General features: G+C 72.5%; 9 protein-coding genes. 5 read left to right on the forward strand and 4 right to left on the reverse strand.

Annotated features, from left to right (window positions below; all coding sequences use genetic code 11):
• Window positions 1–39: 39 nt before the first annotated feature.
• Both Q0817_RS14755 and Q0817_RS14760 read left to right on the forward strand, forming a co-directional pair.
• Window positions 40–762 (forward strand): 2Fe-2S iron-sulfur cluster-binding protein, encoded by a 723-nt coding sequence (locus Q0817_RS14755; RefSeq protein WP_298589770.1) that lies wholly within the window; start codon window positions 40–42, stop codon window positions 760–762.
• A gap of 80 nt (window positions 763–842) precedes the next feature.
• A complete protein-coding gene (locus tag Q0817_RS14760) occupies window positions 843–2,462 on the forward strand; it encodes an SLC13 family permease (RefSeq protein ID WP_298589773.1) in 1,620 nt (539 codons plus the stop codon).
• On the opposite strand, the gene Q0817_RS14765 is transcribed toward Q0817_RS14760, so the two are convergent.
• Window positions 2,459–5,149: an HAD-IC family P-type ATPase gene (locus Q0817_RS14765; RefSeq protein WP_298589776.1), complete on the reverse strand. Its 2,691-nt coding sequence runs from the start codon at window positions 5,147–5,149 to the stop codon at window positions 2,459–2,461. The genes Q0817_RS14760 and Q0817_RS14765 overlap by 4 nt on opposite strands.
• Window positions 5,150–5,423: 274 nt before the next feature.
• Between Q0817_RS14765 and Q0817_RS14770 the strand changes: the two genes are divergently transcribed.
• A complete protein-coding gene (locus tag Q0817_RS14770; protein WP_298589779.1) occupies window positions 5,424–6,767 on the forward strand; it encodes an O-acetylhomoserine aminocarboxypropyltransferase/cysteine synthase family protein in 1,344 nt (447 codons plus the stop codon).
• The gene (locus tag Q0817_RS14775; protein ID WP_298589782.1) at window positions 6,764–7,258 is read left to right on the forward strand and encodes a CoA-binding protein; all 495 of its coding nucleotides are present in this window, start codon (window positions 6,764–6,766) and stop codon (window positions 7,256–7,258) included. The genes Q0817_RS14770 and Q0817_RS14775 overlap by 4 nt, the downstream gene beginning before the upstream one ends.
• 64 nt (window positions 7,259–7,322) lie before the next feature.
• On the opposite strand, the gene Q0817_RS14780 is transcribed toward Q0817_RS14775, so the two are convergent.
• The 3 genes from Q0817_RS14780 to ilvD form a co-directional block, all read right to left on the reverse strand.
• Window positions 7,323–7,844, reverse strand: coding sequence for an OsmC family protein (locus Q0817_RS14780; RefSeq protein WP_298589785.1), 522 nt, complete (start codon window positions 7,842–7,844; stop codon window positions 7,323–7,325).
• A 60-nt stretch (window positions 7,845–7,904) separates the two neighbouring features.
• Window positions 7,905–9,383, reverse strand: coding sequence for a sodium:alanine symporter family protein (locus Q0817_RS14785; protein ID WP_298589788.1), 1,479 nt, complete (start codon window positions 9,381–9,383; stop codon window positions 7,905–7,907).
• 215 nt (window positions 9,384–9,598) lie between these two features.
• Window positions 9,599–11,431, reverse strand: coding sequence for a dihydroxy-acid dehydratase (gene ilvD / locus Q0817_RS14790; RefSeq protein WP_298589791.1), 1,833 nt, complete (start codon window positions 11,429–11,431; stop codon window positions 9,599–9,601).
• Window positions 11,432–11,687: 256 nt separating this feature from the next.
• On the opposite strand from ilvD, the gene Q0817_RS14795 reads away from it, so the two are divergent.
• On the forward strand, window positions 11,688–13,214 hold the full coding sequence (locus tag Q0817_RS14795) for a gluconokinase (RefSeq protein WP_298589794.1): 1,527 nt from the start codon (window positions 11,688–11,690) through the stop codon (window positions 13,212–13,214).
• The last annotated feature ends 245 nt before the right edge of the window (window positions 13,215–13,459 follow it).

The following is a 13,459-nucleotide window of genomic DNA, read 5'->3' on the forward strand; positions in this document are numbered from 1 at the left end:
GCGAGCCGACATTCTTCGAGACGACAAGGACCCGAGCGAGTGAGCACCTTCTCCCTGACCGTGGACGTGTGGCGCCAGCCCTCCCCGGAGGAGCCCGGGGACTTCACGGCCTACGACGTCCCGGACGCGAGCCCGGAGATGACCGTGCTCGAGCTGCTCGACCGGATCAACGCGCAGCTGGCGGCCGCCGGCGAGGGCCCGGTGGTCTTCGACGACGGCTGCCGCGAGGGGATCTGCGGCAAGTGCGGAGTGACGGTCGACGGCGTGGCGCACGGCCCCGAGCGCAACGCCGCGAGCTGCATGCAGCACCTGGGGGCCTACCGGGACGGGGACCGGGTGCGCATCGAGCCGCTGCGGGCCTCGTCCTTCCCGGTCAAGCAGGACCTCTCGGTGGACAAGAAGGCGCTGCGCATGGTGACGAAGGCGGCCAAGTTCCCGGTGGGCATGAAGGCCCTCGCCAACGGCGGCTGCATCAGCTGCGGGGCGTGCGTGGCCTCCTGCCCCAACGGCTCCGGCCAGCTCTTCGTGGGCACCCTGCTCAAGGAGCTGCCCCCGCTGGCCACGGACGACGCCGAGCGCCGGGAGCGTTCCGCCAAGGTGATCGACGCGGCCGAGGAGCAGTTCGGGCCCTGCTCCCTGCTCGGCGACTGCGTGGAGGTCTGCCCCGCCGGGCTGCCGATCGAGAACCTCTCCGCGGTGGCGCGGGAGAACCTGCGCAACCGCTTCCCGCGCCGGAGCGGGGACACGCCGCGCCCGCAGTGACTCCGCCCGGCGTACCTTGCCGCCCGGGGGCGTGACTGCTACTTTTCGGGCACGTCCTACAGACCCGTGAGGTGGATCACATGAACGAGCGCCCCGGCAGGATCGTCCCGGAGCAGGGCGAGTTCGACTACGAGCCGGAGGACCGCGAACCCCCCCGTCCCGCGGGGAAGACCTGGCTCTTCCGCGGCCTCGGCGTGCTCCTGGCCCTGCTCGTCTGGTTCCTGCTCGGCGGCGCGGACGTCTCGGCCGACGCCCGCGTGGTGGGCGCGGTCGCCGCGCTGATGGCGGTCTGGTGGATGACGGAGGCGGTGCCGCTGTCCATCACCTCGCTGCTGCCGATCGTGCTCTTCCCGGTGCTCACCGCGCTCGAGGTGTCCGAGGTCACGGCGCCCTACGCCAATCCGATCGTCTTCCTGTTCCTCGGCGGCTTCCTGATCGCGATCGCCATGCAGAAGTGGAACCTGCACCGCCGGATCGCGCTGCTGACCCTGCGCCGCGTGGGCACCCACCCGCGGCAGATCATCCTGGGCCTGATGATCTCCACGGCCTTCCTCTCGATGTGGGTGTCCAACACCGCGACCACGCTGATGATGCTGCCCATCGGGCTGTCCGTGCTGACCCTGGTGGTCGAGAACAGCCGCAACGCCGGCACCCGGGCGGAGACCGAGACCATGGGCGACGACATCCGCTCCGGCAAGGCCATCAGCGACGTCATCGACGACCGCGACGTGCGCCTGTTCGGCGTGGCCCTGGTCCTGGCGATCGCCTGGGCCGCCACCATCGGCGGTCTGGGCACCCTGCTCGGCAGCCCACCCAACGCCATCGTGGCCGGCTACATCAGCGAGGAGCTGGGCCGCACCGTGGGCTTCGCGCAGTGGATGATGCTCGGCGTGCCCATCGTGATCGTCTTCATCGGGCTCGCGTGGCTGATCATCACCCGCGTGGTCTTCCGGTTCCACCTGGACGAGGTGCCGGGCGGCAAGGAGCTCATCAATGAGGAGATCGCCGCCCTGGGGCCGATGAGCAAGGGCGAGAAGACGGTCCTCGCCGTGTTCGTCACCGCGGCGTTCTTCTGGATCGTCCCGGGACTGCTCGCCGGCATCGGCGACATCGGCGAGCAGCTGCCCTGGCTGGACCTCTTCGACGACACGGTGGTCGCCATCGGCGCCGGCGTGCTGCTCTTCCTGCTCCCCGGCGACAAGCAGGGGAACATGACCCTGGAGTGGAACGACGCCGAGGAGGGCCTGCCCTGGGGCGTGCTCCTGCTCTTCGGCGGCGGTCTGTCCCTGGCCGCCGCCGTGGCCGGCACCGGTCTCGACGCCTGGTTCGGCGCACAGGTCAGCGGACTCGGCGCCCTGCCGATCGTCCTGCTCCTGGCCGCGGTCGTGCTGATCGTCCTGCTCCTGACCGAGATCACGTCCAACACCGCCACGGCCGCCACGTTCATCCCGATCCTGGGCGGGGTCGCCGTCGGGATCGGGGTGGACCCCATGACCTTGCTCATCCCGGCGGCGCTCGCGGCCACCTGCGCGTTCATGCTCCCCGTGGGCACCCCGCCCAACGCCATCGTCTTCGCCACCGGCCAGGTCAAGATCGCCGAGATGGTGCGCGGCGGCGTCGTGCTCAACATCGTGGGCGTCATCCTGATCACGATCTTCACCGTGCTCATCGGGCCGTTCGCGCTGGGCCTGGTGATCTAGCGGGCCCTCCGGCGCCGGGACCAGCGGCGGACGAGCTTCTCCGCCTCCACGACGACCAGCACGCTGGAGCCGACCAGCACGGCGAGCAGCCATTCGGAGGCGTCCAGGGGCGCCAGCCCCATGAGCCCGGCCGAGACCGGCCACGCCAGGACGCCCCAGTGCAGCGCCAGGGCGGCGAACGAGGTGAGCACCAGGGGCTTGTTGCCCAGCAGGTCGAGCTGGAACAGGGACTTGTGCTCGGCACGGGCACTCATGACCTGGAAGAAGCTGAACAGCACGAACGTGGTCAGGGCGAGGGACCGGGCGTGGACCTCGTCGGCGCCGGTCCCCAGTGCCGCGCCGAAGACGGCCAGCACGCCCAGCGCCATCCACACGGCGGTGATGCCCGCCCGGAACCACAGGGTGCGGGACAGCACGCCCTCGGACCGGGGCCGGGGCGGCCGGGCCAGCTCGTCGCCCTCCGCGGCTTCGAGGGTGAGCGCGATGTCCTGCACCCCGTTCGTGACGAGGTTGATCCACAGCAGCTGGACGGGCAGGAAGAGCAGCGGCTGGTCGACCACCACGCTCAGCGACACCGCGAGCAGCGCCGCGGCCCCCGTGGAGAGCAGGAAGAACGTGGCCTTGCGGATGGCCGCGAACGTGACCCTGCCCTGCCGCACGGCGTGGACGATGGTGACGAAGTTGTCGTCGGTCAGCACGAGGTCGGCTGCCTCCCGGGCCACGTCGGTCCCGGACCTGCCCATGGCCACGCCGATGGAGGCGGCCTTCAGGGCGGGGGCGTCGTTGACCCCGTCGCCGGTCACGGCCACGACGTGGTCCCGGTCCTGCAGGACCTGGACGATGCGCAGCTTGTCCTGCGGGGCGACCCGGGCCGCCACGCTGGTCTGCTCCAGCCGGGCGGCGAGCCCGTGGTCGTCGAGCCCCGCCATCTCGGCTCCGGTCAGGGCGGCGGCGTCGGTGGGCAGCCCCAGCCGCTCGGCCACGGCCATCGCCGTCACGGGGTGGTCCCCGGTGATCATCTTCACCTGGATCCCGGCCCGCAGGCACTCCGCGATGGCCTCCGCCACCCCCGGGCGCGGCGGATCCGCCATGCCCTCCATGCCCAGCAGCAGCAGCCCGCTCGGCGGCGGCAGGGGATCGAGCAGCTCCTCGTCGTCGTCGAGGACGCGGACGCCGGTCGCGATGACCCGCAGCCCGTCGCGGCCCATCTCCTCGTTGGCGGCCAGGACCAGGTCCTCGTCCAGCGGCCCCGGCCCCCCGGCCCGGGCGAGCGCCACCGAGTGCTCCAGGACGGCCTCGGGGGAACCCTTGACGTGCAGGATCCGCCGGCCCTGCGCGTCGCGGCGGACCGTCTGGCAGTACCGCAGGTGCGGTTCGTACGGCTGGTGCGCCACGGGCGGCGTCCCCCGCTCCTCCTCGGTGAGCGCGCCGAGGGACACGGCGACCGCGGCCATGGCGGCGTCGACCGCGTCCCCGACGTACGCGGAGCCGCCGTCCCCGTCCGCGGCCCCGGCCCGGGGCACGGCCTCGTTGGTCAGCGCCCCGGTCCGCAGCACGGCGCGGAGCAGGTCGGAGTCCACCCCTCCGGGTTCCTCCTCGACGAGGTCGGCCCCCGCGTCCGCGGCCCAGAGCCGTTCCACGGTGAGCCGGTTCTGGGTCAGGGTGCCGGTCTTGTCGGAGCCGATCGTGCTCGTGGAGCCCAGCGTCTCCACCGCCGGCAGCGTGCGGACGATGGCGTGGTGCCGGGCCATCCGGGAGACCCCGACGCTCATCGCCACGGTCAGCACGATCGGCAGCGACTCCGGGACCGTGGCCACCGCCAGCGCCACCGCGGTGCGGAACATCTGCGACGGCTCGTTGCCCAGGAGCAGCCCCACCAGGAAGACCACGACCACGGACACCAGGACCACCAGCCCGATCCGGCGCTCCAGCGAGTGGGTGAGCACCTGCAGCGGGCTCTGCCCGGAGGGCCCCTGCACGAGCTCGTTGATGGCCCCCAGCTCGGTCCGTTGCCCGGTGGCGACGACCACGCCCCGGCCGCGGCCGCTGGTGACGAAGGTGCCGCTGAACGCCATGTCCGTCCGGTCCGCCGTTCCGGCGGCCTCCGGCACCGGCTCCGTCCGCTTGGTCGCGGCGTGGGACTCCCCGGTGAGCATGGACTCGTCGACCTGCAGGCCGTTGGCCTCCAGCAGCCGCAGATCGGCCGGCACCCGTTCACCGCTCTCCAGCAGCACGACGTCCCCGGGCACGACGTCCGGGCCGGGCACCGTGTGCTCCTGCCCGTCCCGCAGCGCACGGCAGGACGGGGTGGACAGCGAGCGCAGGGCGCGCACGTCCCGCTCCGCCTTGCGCTCCTGGTAGAACCCCAGGGACGCGTTGACCAGCAGCACCACGAAGATGGCGCCCGCGTCCACCCAGTGCCGCTGGACCGCGGTGACGGCCCCGGCGAGCAGGAGCACGACGATGATGGGGCTCACGAACTGGCGCAGCAGGACCGCCCACCACGGCGCCGCCTCGGTGACGGGCAGGACGTTGGGCCCGAACTCGGCCAGCCTCCCGGCCGCCTGCCCCGCGCTGAGTCCGCCGGCCGGGGCCGACAGGCCCTCCAGGACCTCGCGGGCGCTCAGCGCGTGCCACGGAGCGCTCCGCGGCGTGCCCGTCCTGGCCGGTCGTGGGGCGGAGCGCATGACGGACCTTCTCGTCGTCGGGGAGGCTGTCCTCCCAGTCTAGAGACGCCACGCCCGGTTGGCGCGGGGCGGCCCGGGGCAGCACAATGGGAGGCAGCCATCCCGAGCGGCCGAGAGACCTGGATCGACGACGCCGCAGCAACCGTGGTCGACGTCGCAGACCGCACGGTGCTACCGCCAGGACCGATGGAGCAGCGCACCCCCGGCCCGCTCGCCCGGGTCCGTCTCCGCCCGGGACCGTCCAGCGGCACCACTCGCACGAGGAGTTCTCCCCATGGCCGACCACCAGTTCGGGTTCCGCACCCGCGCCCTGCACGCCGGGGGCACCCCCGACGCCGAGCACGGCGCCCGCGCGGTGCCGATCTACCAGAGCACCTCGTTCGTCTTCAAGGACGCCGACGACGCCGCCAACCTGTTCGCCCTGCAGAAGTACGGCAACATCTACTCCCGCATCGGCAACCCGACGGTCGCGGCGTTCGAGGAGCGCATCGCCTCCCTCGAGGGCGGCATCGGCGCCGTGGCCACCGCCTCCGGGATGTCCGCCGAGTTCCTCGTGTTCGCCGCGCTCGCCCAGGCCGGGGACCACATCGTGGCCTCTGCCCAGCTCTACGGGGGGACGGTCACCCAGCTGGACGTCACCCTCCGCCGCTTCGGGATCGAGACCACGTTCGTGCCCGGCACCGACCCCGCCGACTACCGGGCCGCGGTGCGCCCGGGTACCAAGGCCGTCTACACGGAGGTCGTGGCCAACCCGTCCGGGGAGATCGCCGACCTGGAGGGCCTCGCCGCGGTCGCGCACGAGGCCGGCGTCCCGCTGGTCGTCGACTCGACCATGACCCCGCCGTACCTGATCCGTCCGTTCGAGCACGGGGCGGACATCGTCATCCACTCCGCCACCAAGTTCCTGGGCGGCCACGGCACCACCCTGGGCGGCGTCGTCGTCGAGTCCGGCCGTTTCGACTGGGCGAACGGCAACTTCCCGTCCATGACGGAGCCGGTGCCGACGTACAACGACGTCACCTGGTGGGGGAACTTCGGGGAGTACGGGTTCCTGACCCGGCTGCGCACCGAGCAGCTGCGGGACATCGGCCCCGCCCTGGCCCCCCAGTCCGCGTGGAACCTGCTCCAGGGCGTCGAGACGCTGCCGCAGCGCATGGACGCGCACCTGGCCAACGCGCAGGTCGTCGCGCGGTGGCTCGAGGAGGACCCGCGCGTCTCCTACGTCAACTACGCGGGCCTGCCGAGCCACCCCCACCACGACCGGGCGCGGAAGTACCTGCCCCTCGGCCCGGGCGCCGTGTTCGCGTTCGGGGTCTCCCCCACGGAGCGGCTCGGAGGGCGGGAGGTCGGCGCCCGCTTCATCGAGAACCTGCAGCTGGCCAGCCACCTCGCCAACATCGGCGACGCCCGCACCCTCGTCCTGCACCCGGCCTCGACCACCCACCAGCAGCTGTCAGCCGAGCAGCTGCTCCGGGCCGGGGTCCGGGAGGACCTCATCCGCCTGTCGGTGGGCCTCGAGGACGCCGAGGACATCCTCTGGGACCTGGACCAGGCCCTCACCGCGGCGACCGGGCTCACCCGGGAGTCCGCCCCGACCGTCGAAGGAGCGCTCCGATGACCGCCGAGACCCGCACCTGGACGGGGCCGAGCGCGCCCGAGCGGCTGCGCATCCTGCACGGCACCGAGTCGATCGCCATCGTGGGCGCGTCCGACAAGCCGTCCCGCGCCTCCTACTTCGTCTCGACCTACCTGCTGTCCTCCTCGCCGTACCGGGTGTACTTCGTCAACCCGGTGCTGGACGAGATCATGGGCCGGCCCGTCTACCCGTCCCTCGCGGACCTGCCGGAGGTCCCCGACCTCGTCGACGCGTTCCGGCGCCACGAGGACCTCCCCGGTGTGGCCCGCGACGCCGTGGCCGTCGGGGCGAGGACCCTGTGGCTGCAGCTGGGCTCCTGGCACGAGGAGGCCGCCGGAATCGCCGAGGAGGGCGGGCTCGACGTGGTCATGGACCGCTGCGTGAAGATCGAGCACGCCCGCTTCCACGGCGGTCTCCACCTGGCCGGCTTCAACACCGGGGTCATCTCGGCGAAGCGGCAGGTCCTGGCCTGACCCGGGGGAACGGCCCCGGAAGCCTGGGCTTCCGGGGCCGTTGCCCGTCCTGAGCAGCAGGTCGCTACATGCGCTCGAGGACGAACTTCACGTCGGCCTTCAGGCTCTGGCTGACCACGCAGTACCGCTCCGTGGCTCGCGCGAGGCGCCCCAGGGCGGTGTCGTCGAGGTCCGCGTCCACCCGGGCGGTCACGACGACGTCCTGGACCCCGACGGGCACGGACCGGTCGACGCCCAGGGTGCCGCGGGCGTCGAACATGCCGTCGGCGGTCAGCTCGGCCGAGCGAACCTCCACGCCCATGGCGGTGGCGACGCTGCGCAGGGTCACCCCGGCGCAGGCCAGGAGCGCGTCGAGGAGCATGTCCCCGGAGCAGGCGTCGCTGCCGTCACCGCCGGTGGCGGAGTGCGGACCGCCCCGCACGGGGCCCGCCCAGCTGTCGACCGTGCAGGTCAGTCCGGGGTCCCGGAAGTCGCCGTGGGAGTGCAGGGGCGTGCGGGCCGCCTCCGGGTCCTCCCGGTAGCGGTCCTTGAGGGGCGCCTGGAGCTGTCGGAGTTCCGTGGCGGTCATCTGGGTGCGAGATTCCATGGTGTCACTGTAGGACGTCCGGCGGGCACGGCACCACGCGGGGCGCCCGGAGCGGGCCGTTCAGCGGGCGCGCTCGGCCACCTGCTCCTCCCAGTAGGCGCGGGTGGTCACCACGTCCGTGCCGTCCCACGCGCCGAGCCCGGACAGGCCCGGGACGTCGCCGCTGTGGAAGATCGGCTCGACGCCCTGCTTGCGCTGGGCCTCGTAGTTCTTGAGCACCCGGACGGCCACACCGGAGAGCAGGACCAGGGCCACCAGGTTGATGGTGGCCATGACCGCCATGAACAGGTCGGCCAGGGACCAGACGAGGTCCAGGGCCAGCACCGCGCCGCCGAAGACGAACACCAGCACGAGCACGCGGTAGCCGGTCATCGCCGCGGGCGAGCCCGTGAGGAAGCGGATGTTGGACTCGCCGTAGTAGTAGTTCCCGATCACGGACGTGAACGCGAACAGGAAGATCGCCACGGTCAGGAAGTGCACCGCCCAGCCGCCCAGCTGCAGGGCCAGCGCGGACTGGGTCAGGGACGCCCCCTCCCGGCCGCCGAACTCGGGGTCGGAGAGGAGCACGATGAACGCGGTGATCGAGCAGATCAGCCAGGTGTCGAAGTACACGCCGAGCGCCTGCAGGAAGCCCTGCTTGGCGGGGTGGGACACGGACGCGGTGGCGCCGGCGTTGGGGGCCGAGCCCATCCCCGCCTCGTTGGAGAACAGGCCGCGCTTCATGCCCTGGATGATGACGCCGATCAGCCCGCCGGTGACGAACTCGCGGATGCCGAAGGCGCCTTCCAGGATCTGGCCGAGCACCGTGGGGACCTCGCCGACGTTCAGGACGACCACGAGCAGGCCGAGCAGGACGTAGAGCACCGCCATGACCGGGACGACGATCTCGGAGACCGCAGAGATCCTGCGGATGCCCCCGAAGATGATCGCCGCGGTCAGCCCGACGAGCACGGCGCCGACCAGGATCCGGAACCACAGCGCCTCCGCGGCGGCGATGTCCACGCCGAGCGAGCCGCCCAGCGCGTCGACGATCGAGTTGGACTGCACGGAGTTGAACACGAACCCGTAGGTCAGGGTGATGACGACCGCGAAGAGCAGCCCCATCCAGCGCGCGCCGATGCCGCGCTCCATGTAGTAGGCGGGACCGCCCACGTATCCGGTGGGGGCCTTGATCTTGTACAGCTGGCCCAGCAGGGACTCCGTGAACGCGCTCGCGGCGCCGATGCCGGCGATCACCCACATCCAGAACACGGCGCCCGGCCCGCCCAGGCTGATGGCGATCGCGACGCCGGCGATGTTGCCGGTGCCCACGCGGGACGCGGCGGAGACGGTGAAGGCCCGGAACGCGGAGATGCCCTTCTTGCCGTCCTCGGCCATGCCGGGCTTGTCGTTGAGCACCCGGAACATCTCCGGGACCAGCCGCAGCTGCACCACGCCGGTGCGGACGGTCAGGTAGAGGCCGACCCCGATGAGGATGGCGAAGACCACGTTCCACACCCAGCCGCCGAGGGTGCCGACGAGATCGGTGACGAGTTCCATTGCAGCTCCGAACTGTGACGGACGCGGGTCCCCGGCAGGGGGTCTCTGCGGGGCCCGCGTGAACGACCGGGCGCAGCGGTCGCGCGCCCTGACGGAACTCTAGTGGAGGTGACCGGCGTCTCGTTCCCCTCCGGGTGCGCCGAGGTCGCTGCCGACGGCGACCGGACGGTGCCCGGGCGCCGTCGGCCGCGACCTCGCGGAACGGACGGACCGGGTCAGATCACGCGCACGGCGCCCTTGTCCGCGGAGGTGACCATCGAGGCGTAGGCCCGCAGCGCCTTGGAGACCTGGCGCTCGCGCGGCTTCACGGGGTACCAGGGCGCCGGGCCCATGGCCTGCCGGCGGGCGGCGAGCGTGGCGTCGTCCACGTTGACGCGCAGCACGCGCCGGGCGACGTCGATCTCGATCTCATCGCCGGTCTCGACGAGGCCCACGGCGCCGCCGGCGGCGGCCTCCGGGGAGATGTGCCCGATGGAGAGGCCCGAGGTGCCGCCGGAGAAGCGGCCGTCGGTGATGAGCGCGCACTCCCGCCCGAGGCCGAGGCCCTTGAGGTAGGAGGTCGGGTAGAGCATCTCCTGCATGCCCGGGCCGCCCTTGGGGCCCTCGTGGGTGATGACCACGATGTCGCCGGGCTGCACGTTCTTGGAGAGGATCTCGAACACGGCCTCGTCCTGGGACTCGACCACGAAGGCCCTGCCCACGAAGTGGAACAGCTCCTCGTCGATGCCGGCGGTCTTGATGACCGCCCCGTCCTCGGCGATGTTGCCGTAGAGGATCGCGAGACCCCCGTCCTGCGTGTAGGCGTGCTCCACGGAGCGGATGCAGCCGTCCTCGCCGTCGAGGTCGAGGGACTCGAACGTGTTGGCCGTGGAGAACGCCTGCGTGGTGCGCACGCCGCCGGGCGCGGCGTGGAAGAGCATCCGGGCGCGCTCCGAGGACCGGCCGCTGCGGACGTCCCACTCATCCAGCCACGTGGCCAGGTCCGGGGCGTGCACCGCGTGCACGTCCTCGTTGAGCAGGCCCGCGCGGCGCAGCTCGCCGAGGAGCGCGGGGATGCCGCCGGCGCGGTGCACGTGCTCGATGTGGAACCGCGTGGAGTTCGGCGCGACCTTGCACAGGCAGGGCACCCGGCGGGACAGGGCGTCGATGTCCGGGAGGGTGAAGTCCACCTCGCCCTCCTGGGCGGCGGCGAGGATGTGCAGGATCGTGTTGGTGGACCCGCCCATGGCGATGTCGAGGGCCATGGCGTTCTCGAACGCCGCCTTGGTGGCGATGTTGCGCGGCAGCACGGACTCGTCGTCCTGCTCGTAGTAGCGGCAGCACAGGTCCACCACCCGGCGGCCGGCCTCGAGGAAGAGCTCCTTGCGGGCCACCTGGGTGGCCAGCGTGGTGCCGTTGCCGGGCAGGGACAGGCCGAGGGCCTCGGTGAGGCAGTTCATGGAGTTGGCGGTGAACATGCCCGAGCAGGACCCGCAGGTGGGGCAGGCGTTGCGCTCGATCTGGCCCAGCTGCTCGTCGGTGACGGACTCGTCGACGGCCATGGACATCGCGTCCACGAGGTCCAGGCGGTGCTCCACGACGCCCTCGACGGCCTCGCCGGACTCCATGGGCCCGCCGGAGACGAAGACCACCGGGATGTTGAGCCGCAGCGCGGCCAGCAGCATGCCCGGCGTGATCTTGTCGCAGTTGGAGATGCAGACCAGGGCATCGGCCCGGTGGGCGTTGACCATGTACTCCACGGAGTCCGCGATGATGTCGCGGGAGGGCAGCGAGTAGAGCATGCCGTCGTGGCCCATCGCGATGCCGTCGTCCACCGCGATGGTGTTGAACTCCTTCGCCACGCCCCCGGCCTCCTGCACCGCGGAGGCCACGAGGTCGCCCATGTCCTTGAGGTGCACGTGGCCCGGCACGAACTGCGTGTAGGAGTTCGCGATCGCGACGATCGGCTTCCCGAAATCGTCGTCGCCCATGCCGGTGGCCCGCCACAGGGCGCGGGCGCCGGCCATGTTGCGGCCGTGGGTCGAGGTGCGGGAGCGGAGGTGGGGCATGACGGAGCTGCGTCTCCTTGGTCGAGGAAGTCCGGAGTGGAAGTCCGGGGTTGGATTTCCGGGGTGGAAGTCCGGTGGCGGGGCGGGCGGCCCGTGGGGGGCGGAGCACCCGGGTCGACCGCCGGCGGTCCGCCGTCCAGAATACGCTTCTCCCCCGCAACGTCCTGATGGGCGGACTCGCGTCTCAGCATGTGACCCTCCGGAGCGGCACGCTCCTACACTGGGGCCACGACACGACCCGCCGGAGGATGGGCCCATGAGCAAGCACTCGACACCCCCGCGTCCGGACGACGGCGCCGACTTCAGCGTGGACCTGCAGGACGCCGTCGACCCGCTGGTGATGGCCCTCGACGTCGGCTCGACGGGCAGCCGGGGCGGTCTGCACGACGCCACGGGGACCCCGGTGCTCGGCTACCGGCACAAGATCGAGCACCAGTTCCGCACGGCGGCCGACGGCACCTCCGTGATCGACCCCGACCAGGTCACCGAGGAGCTGGCGAGGATCCTCGACCTCGTCCTGGCCGACCCCGCGCTGGCCGGCCGGGTGACCGGGGTGGCCCTGGACACCTTCGCGTCCTCGCTCGTGGGCGTCGGGGCCGACGACGAGGCTGTCACCCCCTGCTTCACCTACGCCGATTCCCGGTGCGCCGAACAGCTGGCCGGGCTGCGCGCCGAGCTCGACGAGCCCGCCGCCCTGCAGCGCACCGGCGCCCGCCTGCACACCTCGTACCTGGCCCCGCGGCTGCGCTGGATCCGGGAGACGGACCCGCGGACGTGGGAGCGGGCCCGGCGGTGGATGTCCCTCGGCGAGTACGTGCACCTGCGCCTGCTCGGCACCGCACGCGCCGGGACCGCCACGGCCGCCTGGACCGGCATGCTGGACCGGCGCACGGGCCGGTGGGACGAGCCGCTGCTGCTGGCCTGCGGCCTGGACGCCGGGCAGCTCAGCCCCGTCCTCGACCCGCACGAGCCGATCCCGGACGTCGCGGCCTCCGTGGCCGAGCGGTGGCCCGCCCTCGAGGGGGCGCACTGGTTCGCGCCCGTGGCCGACGGGCTGAGCGCCAGCCTGGGCTCCGGCGGCGCCGACGCCTCGACTCTGGTGGTCTCGGCCGCCACCTCCGGCGCCGCGCGCGTGCTGCTGCACGAGAGCCCGGAGCGGGTGCCGAGCGGACTGTGGTGCTACCGCATCGACGCGCAACGGTGCCTGCTGGGCGGGGCCCTCAACGACGTCGGACGGGCGATCAGCTGGCTCGAGCACACGGTCGCCCTGCCGGAGGGCACCACGCTGCAGGACGTCGCCGAGGCCGAGGTCGCCGAGGGCACCCCGGTGGTGCTGCCGTTCTTCACCGGTGAGCGCTCGACCGGCTGGGCGGGCGGGGCCCGGGCGGTGCTGGCCGACGTGACCGCCTCCTCCACCGGCGCGGACCTGGCGCGGGGCGTGCTGGAGGGCGTCGCGGCCTCCTACGCGCGCGTGGCCGACCAACTCGAGGGCGTCGCGGGCGGCGTGGAGCGCGTGGTGGCCTCGGGCAGCGCGTCCCAGGACGTGCCCGGGCTGATGCAGATCCTGGCCGACACCCTGGGCAGGCCCGTGGCGCGGGCGGAGTTCAAGCGCGCGACGCTGCGCGGCACGGCGCTGCTCGCCCTCGAGACGCTGGCCCCGGACGTCGAGCGGGCCCGCCCGCCCTACGGGCCCGCGCACGAGCCGGTGCCCGGGCGCGCGGAGCACTACCGCACCGTCCGCGCCCGCTTCGAGGAGCTCTACGGAGCGCTCCTCGCCCCCTGACCGCCGAACTCACCGCTCCCGCCCGAGATGCCCGGACATGTCGCCCGGTCTCGGGCGGGAGCGGTGAGTTCGGCGCGGGCAGGGCGCCGTCGTGCGGAGGGGGCTCGGTGGCACCTGGGAGCGAGCCGGACGTTTCCTCACACGGAGACACAATGGTGTACCTCCGCTAATAGCGTGGCTCCGGCGCGGCCGCTTTCCTAGCGTGGAGCCCGTGGGGAGGGGTGCACGCTCCGCCCGGTGCACGA

Origin of the sequence: uncultured Kocuria sp. (genome assembly GCF_947500125.1) — a bacterium.
Taxonomy (GTDB): Bacteria; Actinomycetota; Actinomycetes; order Actinomycetales; family Micrococcaceae; genus Kocuria.

Excerpts from the sequence above, each read along its gene's own strand:
- Q0817_RS14780 (WP_298589785.1), bottom strand. The coding sequence starts at position 7,844 with ATGGAATCTCGCACCCAGATGACCGCCACGGAACTCCGACAGCTCCAG.
- Q0817_RS14770 (WP_298589779.1), top strand. The coding sequence starts at position 5,424 with ATGGCCGACCACCAGTTCGGGTTCCGCACCCGCGCCCTGCACGCCGGG.
- Q0817_RS14760 (WP_298589773.1), top strand. The coding sequence starts at position 843 with ATGAACGAGCGCCCCGGCAGGATCGTCCCGGAGCAGGGCGAGTTCGAC.
- Q0817_RS14775 (WP_298589782.1), top strand. The coding sequence starts at position 6,764 with ATGACCGCCGAGACCCGCACCTGGACGGGGCCGAGCGCGCCCGAGCGG.
- Q0817_RS14765 (WP_298589776.1), bottom strand. The coding sequence starts at position 5,149 with ATGCGCTCCGCCCCACGACCGGCCAGGACGGGCACGCCGCGGAGCGCT.
- ilvD (WP_298589791.1), bottom strand. The coding sequence starts at position 11,431 with ATGCCCCACCTCCGCTCCCGCACCTCGACCCACGGCCGCAACATGGCC.
- Q0817_RS14785 (WP_298589788.1), bottom strand. The coding sequence starts at position 9,383 with ATGGAACTCGTCACCGATCTCGTCGGCACCCTCGGCGGCTGGGTGTGG.
- Q0817_RS14795 (WP_298589794.1), top strand. The coding sequence starts at position 11,688 with ATGAGCAAGCACTCGACACCCCCGCGTCCGGACGACGGCGCCGACTTC.